The organism is Megasphaera sp. AF13-6AC (assembly GCF_027685385.1).
In the GTDB taxonomy this organism is placed as follows: Bacteria; Bacillota; Negativicutes; order Veillonellales; family Megasphaeraceae; genus Megasphaera; species Megasphaera micronuciformis.
Genome location: NZ_JAQCUN010000076.1, coordinates 1 through 6,391, shown reverse-complemented (window position 1 = coordinate 6,391; position 6,391 = coordinate 1). Strand labels below are relative to the sequence as shown.

Here is a 6,391-nt window from a genome sequence, read left to right as displayed (position 1 = left end):
ATTATTGTATCACTTTTTACCTTCTTTTTCTCATCTCATTTATAAAAAATTATCCATAATTAGCAGAGTGTTAATTATGGATAATAATAAATGGATGCGTATTGATAATTTTTATTACTGTTTGCCTTTCCGCTCGAATTTAATAGCGTTCTTATGGCAAACATTCAAATAATCCCCGCAGGTCGTGCAGTTCATTTCATAGGAATGCGTCTCTATCACCAAACAATGATTGCTCCTTCTTTTTACATCATATATTTTTCGCATGTAATCATAGGAATCCCCTATGATCCGGTAAAAGTCCGAAAAACTGACGTAACGACGATAACCTATGGTATAATGTCATCAATGTACCTTGTTTCGAAAGGAGTTACCCTCATGAGTCAACGACACCGTGACCATATACACGATTCAAAACAGGATTTGCATCTGCAAATCGGCATTTTTCTTTGGACTTTAATTCTCGCTCTCCTCTTATTGTGTGAGTTTTTCTTCTCACTACCGCTTTACGGTATGGTCGCCACGGCTTTCATCCTTATCATTTCATCCTTATTTTTTAAAGTTAAATACAAAGATTTCTACACCTATCGCGATCGCGGTCAACGAACCCAATGCGCGGTCATAGCCTTATATATCAGTCTCCTTTTCACCGGTACCTGCCTTTACTTATATAGCCGGTCAACGGAACTTACCTGGGACTACGGCCTTGTCTTTTTATTCGGCTTTCTCTTCTTTACGAACATGGCCTACCAAACCCTCAGCCGAACCATGGTTGTCGGCAACAAGCGTATGCCCAGACGCTATGAAAAATAAACAAGAAGCCTCTGTTATAATATGGCAGAGGCTCTTGCATCGGCATGTACATAGTTTTGTATATAAAAAGAAATTGAACGGTATATTCATTGAATATACCGTTCAATTTCTTTTTTGGTGGGCGATGACAGGATCGAACTGCCGACATCTTGCTTGTAAGGCAAGCGCTCTCCCAGCTGAGCTAATCGCCCGAGTTGTGGTGACCCCTACGGGATTCGAACCCATGTTATCGCCGTGAAAGGGCGGTGTCTTAACCGCTTGACCAAGGGGCCATATAAAATTGTGGTGATCCACCCGAGATTCGAACTCGGGACACCCTGATTAAAAGTCAGGTGCTCTACCGACTGAGCTAGTGGATCAAGAAATATGGCAGGGGTAGCTGGATTCGAACCAACGATGACGGAGTCAGAGTCCGTTGCCTTACCGCTTGGCGATACCCCTACATGGCTCCTCAAGTAGGACTCGAACCTACGACAAATCGGTTAACAGCCGATTGCTCTACCAACTGAGCTATTGAGGAATATTCTTTCCTCCTAAGAGAAAAATGGAGCGGAAAACGAGGCTCGAACTCGCGACCCCCACCTTGGCAAGGTGGTGCTCTACCACTGAGCTACTTCCGCATGACAACAAGTATCTTACCATAGACTCTTAACGTCTGTCAACAGTTTTTACCCATACTGCCTGCATCTTTTTTCCAATAGCGTAATCAGGATGCTTATTTATTATACGTGAAACTGCGGATAAGTGTCAAGACAACAGATTTAAATCAAACCTTTGACCAAAGCATATACGTCTTCGTGAATAGCCCGGGGAGAACGAAGCACTCCCTCTCTTGTACAGTCAATCTTATACCAACCGTACTTGGCGGCCAATCCGACGTAGGCGGCGTGACATTTGCGCAAAAATTCCCGGTCTTTTTCATGAATATCTCCCGTCGTACCGCCCGTCTTACCGGTACGTTCGGACATCAATCTTTCCGTCACTTCTAAAGGCACGTCTAACAGTATGACAGCATCGGGTTCGGGCAAGCCCAACTTTTTAAACTCAAAATCCCATAGCCAGTCCAAGTAAGCATCCTGGTCAGCTTTCCCGGGTATTTTGATCATTTGGTATAGCATATTACTCGTCGTATACCGATCAGCCAAAACGATTCCGCCGGCCTTAAAAAACCGTTTCCATTTCAACTCATAAGAGGCAATACGATCAACGGCATAAAAGGCCGACGCCGCATAGGGATTAATCGTATCCGCATCAGTTCCGAAGTCGCCTCGCAAATACATTTTTACGAGTGCACTCGATTCGCTGTCATAATCGGGGTACGATACCGCTTTAACAGATTTCCCGTCGTCCGCCAGGTGCCGTCGCAGTAATTCGGTCTGTGTCGCCTTACCGCTTCCGTCGCCGCCTTCTATAATAATCAAATGTCCCTTCATGACTTCTCCTCTTCACTTTTCACCGTTTTAATAAAGGTCGCCGTTTTATCTTCACACCCGTGGGGTCCATATCCTTCAGCAATCTTTCTCTGAATATAACGTACACATTGAGCTGTTATCTCTTCCCCCGGTGCCAGAACGGGAATACCCGGAGGATAGAAAATCACGGATTCCGCGGCAATCGAACCGATTGCTTCATCCAATCGTTTGGCAACAGACGGCATATGCCATGCGGCCCGCGGTGCCAAACGCACTACCGGGTCCGGCAAGGGGACTTCCTTCATTTCGACTCTTTCGGTTTTTTCTCCACCTTCGGAAATATGCCGACAAGCTTTGATTAAGGCCTCCGCACTTTCATTATCATCGCCGGGAGTAATTAAACATAAGACATGATGCCCTGACGTCAACTCGGCTTCTATCTTTTCACGACGCAATAACCGTTCCGCTTCAGCCCCTGTAAGGCCCAATCCGGAAAAGTCTATGGTAATTTTCGTTTCATCGAAATCCTGCACACCGTCATATTCTAAAATTTCTTTTCCGAAAACGCGAATTCCCGCAAGAGTATTCAACTCTCGCCGAATACGTCGCGCCGTTTTTAAAGCTTTTTCTTCATCATCATGTCCGTATAGTGAGGCCCGCCGTCTGGCACTGTCTAATGATGCTAAAAACCAATAGTGGGGGCTCGTAGACTGCAGCAAATGCATAGCCGCCGCCACTTTGTCTACATGCACAAAGCCCTTCCGACAATGAAGCATGGACGTTTGGGTCAAAGAACCGCCCAACTTATGAGTGCTCTGTGCCGCCATATCGGCGCCGCATGACAACGCCGTTGCCGGCAAGTCTTCGTGTAATCCGAAATGAGCTCCGTGTGCTTCATCAACAAGAACAAAGAGCTTGTGTCTATGGGCTGCCTCGCACACCGACTTCAAATCGATACAAAGGCCGTCATAAGTCGGATAGGTAATGACTATCCCCTTCGCCTTCGGATGAGTCTCCATCAAATCTTCAATTTCCCTTGTGTCGGGGCCGAGAGAAATTTCCTCTTGCAAGGCAAACCGACTCTTCATATATACAGGTACGGCACCGCTCAAAATAAGTGCATTCATAACACTTTTATGAGCTTCACGCGGAATAATCAATTCATCTCCGTCACCGCATACTGCTAAAATCATGGCCTCAATACAAGCTGTCGTTCCGTTAACGGAAAAAAAAGTCCGACCTGCCCCGTATAATTCAGCAGCCAAATCCATGGCTTCGCCTAAGGGCCCAACCGGATCAAATAGGTCATCCAAGGCATACATAAGCCCCAAATCCCGCCGCAAGGCTGCCCCGAAGAGCTTTTGTTCCTCTGCAGAACTTCCTTTCCCGCCTTTATGTCCGGGCGTATGGTAGGGATAAAAACTTTCTCTGCAATAAGCTTCCAATGCCTCTGTAAAGGGAGCTCGCCCCTGTCTTTTTCTATTCACGGGCCGCCTCCCGGGGAGCTGTCAAAAATTCTTTAAGAAGCTCTGTCGAAAACGCGGGTATCTTTTCCATTTGTCGCAAAGCGGTATGCAAAGATGCATGAATGGGGTATTGATTCAATTCATCGGGCCGGACCCACGCATAGTCCGTGTGTTCTGATGAAATCATAACCTCTTGCCGTGTCGCCGTAGCCGTATAAATCACACCGTTTAAAAACTGACCGTTTCGCTTGCGATACTGCCAGGTTCCGGCAAGTCCGTCAACATGAACGGACAGCCCCGTTTCTTCTTTTACCTCTCTATACAGGCCGTCCAGGAAATTTTCACCGCGCCGTAATCCGCCGCCGGGAAATTCCCAATGGGATACGGTCTTCCCGTCATTTTTCCGCAACAATAAAAGTTTTGCTTCGAAAAAAATCATGGCCTTCACGCTGAGCCCCATGGCAACATCTCTGTCTTGCCCCATAATTACCTCCCCCGAGACAATCGTTAGTTTTAATTACATATTGTATCATATGTCTTTATCCATAGATAGGTCGAGCACGCCAGATGGAAGCGGACTTTACGTAAAACTGTCTATTTACATATCCCGCATATTCTTCATAATATACATAGACAGATAATAAAGGAGGCAGTTTCATGTCTACAAAAAGAGTCTTGGCAATTCATGATTTATGTTCCTTCGGCCGTTGTTCTCTAACGGCGGCAATCCCCGTTATATCAGCCTTGGGAAGTCAGGTTTGTCCCTTTCCGACAGCCTTGTTCAGCAATAATCTTACATACGGTACCTTTAAAAGCACCGATTTATCCGCGACCATGCCGGATATGATGGCAGCCTGGTCGAAATTAAATCTTACATATGACGCAGTCTACAGCGGTTTTCTGGCCGGACCGGATCAGGCAGAAACGGTTAAAGAGGCCGTGTTACAATTCGGTAAGGGCGGTTTGTCCATTATTGACCCGGCTATGGCCGACAACGGCAAATTGTACCCGGTCTTTGACGAGTCCATGATAAAGGCTATGAAATCGCTGATTACCGTAGCCGACTTAATCACTCCCAACTATACGGAAGCCGCACTTCTCTCTGATACGGAAGTTGATTTCTCCGCTACACCTACAACCAAATCAGTCCTTGAAATGTGTAAAACGCTATCAGCTAACGGTCCGCAGCGAATCGTTATCACCAGTGTACCGTCACGAGACGGCATTAAAAATATCAGCTACGATGCTACCACAGCCACCTTCGATGAGGCAGTCACTTATAAGGTAGATTTCAGCACTTGCGGTACCGGCGATATCTTCACGTCCGCACTTACGGGGCTGTTATTGAAAAAAGATGATCTGCATGCTGCAACGGCAGCTGCCACACGCTTTCTTACAAAGGCCATTGAGTTCACAGCCGCCTCCGGAGCGGATCCGCGGGAAGGCGTCCAGGTTGAACCCTGCCTGGCGGATCTCATCGCCGAAAATCGGCCCTAAAAATCCTTTAGTCCATACATACAATACTCAAAAACGGCGAATCCCTTCGGATTCGCCGTTTTTATTAAAACTGCAACATTGAGCTGAGAAAATTCTTCGTTCGTTCATTTTGAGGATGCTCAAATATATCTTCAGGGCGGCCTTCTTCCTGAATAACTCCGTCGGCCATGAAAATAATACGATCCGCCACTTCTCTGGCAAAGGCCATTTCATGCGTTACAATGACCATGGTCATGTCTTCATCGGCTAATTGCTTTATCGTTCGCAACACCTCACCGGTCAGTTCCGGATCCAAGGCCGATGTCGGTTCATCAAACAACATAATGTCCGGTTTCATTGCCAAGGCTCTGGCAATAGCCACCCGCTGTTTCTGACCGCCCGATAAGCTGGAAGGGTAGACATCCCGCTTATCCCATAAGCCGACCTTTCGCAAAAGTTCTTCCGCCAGCGGTAAAATATCCGCATCCTTCATACCTTTTACAACTCGTGGCGCTTCCAGAATGTTATCAAGAACCGTCATGTGCGGAAAAAGGTTAAATGACTGAAAAACCATACCCATGCGACGGCAAATTTGACGTACCTTATCAGGAGATGAGTACACAGTCTTACTTGCCCCCTCAGGTTGTTCAGCCATCACTTCTCCACCCACGCAAATATCACCTTTATCTATTTTTTCCAATTCGCACAAGCATCGCAAAAAAGTACTCTTACCACTTCCCGACGGGCCGATAATAGAAACCACTTCACCTGACTCCATGTGCAAGGATACATCTTTCAAAACTTCCAGGTTACCGAAGCTTTTACCTATATGATTCATCTCAATAAAACTCATATTATCGCCTCCTATCCTTCATATACATTGAAGCGTTTTTCAAGATACATAAAGAAACGGGTCAAAATAAAGGTAAATACCAGATAAAATACAGCCGCTACAATAAAGGCCGTCGTATCGAAGTCTCGCTGTACAATAGAGCGGGTAATGCGCAATACGTCATTCATAGCCAAGATGTAAACTAAGGACGTATCCTTCAGCAAGTTGATGGTTTCATTGGCTACCGGCGGCAGGACGCGCTTTAACACTTGCGGTAATACAATGCGACGCATGGTTTGCGCATATGTCATGCCCAGAACTTTAGCTCCTTCATATTGACCTCGATCAATGGACTGAATGCCGCCTCGAAAGATTTCGGCAAAATATGCGGCATA

7 protein-coding genes and 6 tRNA genes are annotated in these 6,391 nt (G+C 46.2%); 2 read left to right on the top strand and 11 right to left on the bottom strand.

The window, feature by feature from the left end; translation table 11 throughout:
- The first annotated feature begins 375 nt into the window (after nucleotides 1-375).
- Complete coding sequence (locus PGX78_RS05385) at nucleotides 376-810, top strand: hypothetical protein (RefSeq protein ID WP_040773383.1); 435 nt, start codon at nucleotides 376-378, stop codon at nucleotides 808-810.
- Nucleotides 811-925: 115 nt separating this feature from the next.
- Here the strand turns inward: PGX78_RS05385 and PGX78_RS05380 are convergent.
- From PGX78_RS05380 to PGX78_RS05340, 9 genes are all read right to left on the bottom strand, one after another.
- A tRNA-Val gene (locus PGX78_RS05380) sits at nucleotides 926-1,001 on the bottom strand.
- 6 nt (nucleotides 1,002-1,007) lie between these two features.
- Nucleotides 1,008-1,082, bottom strand: a tRNA-Glu gene (locus PGX78_RS05375).
- Nucleotides 1,083-1,093: 11 nt separating this feature from the next.
- A tRNA-Lys gene (locus PGX78_RS05370) sits at nucleotides 1,094-1,169 on the bottom strand.
- 8 nt (nucleotides 1,170-1,177) lie between these two features.
- A tRNA-Gln gene (locus PGX78_RS05365) sits at nucleotides 1,178-1,251 on the bottom strand.
- Between the two features lie 3 nt (nucleotides 1,252-1,254).
- A tRNA-Asn gene (locus tag PGX78_RS05360) sits at nucleotides 1,255-1,330 on the bottom strand.
- A 25-nt stretch (nucleotides 1,331-1,355) separates the two neighbouring features.
- Nucleotides 1,356-1,430 (bottom strand) — tRNA-Gly (locus PGX78_RS05355).
- 141 nt (nucleotides 1,431-1,571) lie between these two features.
- Complete coding sequence (locus PGX78_RS05350; RefSeq protein WP_270445766.1) at nucleotides 1,572-2,243, bottom strand: dTMP kinase; 672 nt, start codon at nucleotides 2,241-2,243, stop codon at nucleotides 1,572-1,574.
- Nucleotides 2,240-3,709 carry an aminotransferase class I/II-fold pyridoxal phosphate-dependent enzyme gene (locus PGX78_RS05345; RefSeq protein WP_270445765.1) on the bottom strand — a complete coding sequence of 490 codons (1,470 nt, stop codon included), beginning with the start codon at nucleotides 3,707-3,709 and terminating at the stop codon, nucleotides 2,240-2,242. Before PGX78_RS05345 ends, PGX78_RS05350 begins: the two co-directional genes overlap by 4 nt.
- Entirely contained in the window at nucleotides 3,702-4,172 is a 471-nt protein-coding gene (locus PGX78_RS05340) for an NUDIX hydrolase (protein ID WP_006941271.1), read from the bottom strand. Before PGX78_RS05340 ends, PGX78_RS05345 begins: the two co-directional genes overlap by 8 nt.
- A gap of 173 nt (nucleotides 4,173-4,345) precedes the next feature.
- Between PGX78_RS05340 and PGX78_RS05335 the strand changes: the two genes are divergently transcribed.
- Entirely contained in the window at nucleotides 4,346-5,185 is an 840-nt protein-coding gene (locus tag PGX78_RS05335; RefSeq protein ID WP_270445764.1) for a pyridoxamine kinase, read from the top strand.
- 64 nt (nucleotides 5,186-5,249) lie between these two features.
- Here the strand turns inward: PGX78_RS05335 and PGX78_RS05330 are convergent, their stop codons facing one another.
- Nucleotides 5,250-6,017 (bottom strand): amino acid ABC transporter ATP-binding protein, encoded by a 768-nt coding sequence (locus PGX78_RS05330; RefSeq protein ID WP_270445763.1) that lies wholly within the window; start codon nucleotides 6,015-6,017, stop codon nucleotides 5,250-5,252.
- Nucleotides 6,018-6,028: 11 nt separating this feature from the next.
- A partial coding sequence (locus PGX78_RS05325; RefSeq protein ID WP_270445762.1) for an amino acid ABC transporter permease occupies nucleotides 6,029-6,391 on the bottom strand: 363 nt, incomplete at its 5' end.